The following is a 586-nucleotide window of genomic DNA, read 5'->3' as shown; positions in this document are numbered from 1 at the left end:
TCGCCTGCCCCTTCTGGTCATGCGTGACGCCGATCTGCGGCACCAGGAACGCGTTCTCGTTCACGCCTTCCTCGATCCGGGCGCGCACGAACATGCCCGGCAGCAGCACGCGGCCCGGGTTCGGGAACACCGCGCGGATCGTCACCGAGCCGGTGGTCTGGTCGACCGTCACGTCCGAGAACTGCAGCTTGCCCGCTTCCGAGTAGGTCTTGCCGTCTTCCAGGATCAGCGACACCTTCGCCGCGCCCGGGCCGCTCGTCTTCAGGCGGCCGCTCTGCACGTCCTGGCGCAGCTTCAAACCATCGAGGCTCGACTGCGTGAGGTCGACGTACACCGGATCGAGCTGCTGCACGGTCGACATCAGCGTCGCCTGGCTCGCCTGCACGTACGCGCCCGGCGTCACTTGCGAGATGCCGACGCGGCCCGTGATCGGCGAGACGACATCCGTATAGCCGAGGTTGATCTGCGCGGTGTCGACCGCTGCCTTGCCGGCCGCGACGTCCGCCGCCGCCTGGCCTTGCGTGGCCACTGCGTTGTCGTAGTCCTGCTTGCTGACCGCGTTCGCGGCGACCAGCACCTTGTAGCG

1 protein-coding gene is annotated in these 586 nt (G+C 68.1%); it reads right to left on the bottom strand.

The window, feature by feature from the left end:
- Positions 1-586: efflux RND transporter periplasmic adaptor subunit (locus DIE03_RS38060; protein WP_124457144.1), on the bottom strand; the 586-nt coding region annotated here is incomplete at both ends.

The sequence above is a fragment of the Burkholderia sp. Bp8992 genome (assembly GCF_003853705.1).
Taxonomy (GTDB): domain Bacteria; phylum Pseudomonadota; class Gammaproteobacteria; order Burkholderiales; family Burkholderiaceae; genus Burkholderia.
This window is presented reverse-complemented; position numbering and strand designations above follow the sequence as displayed.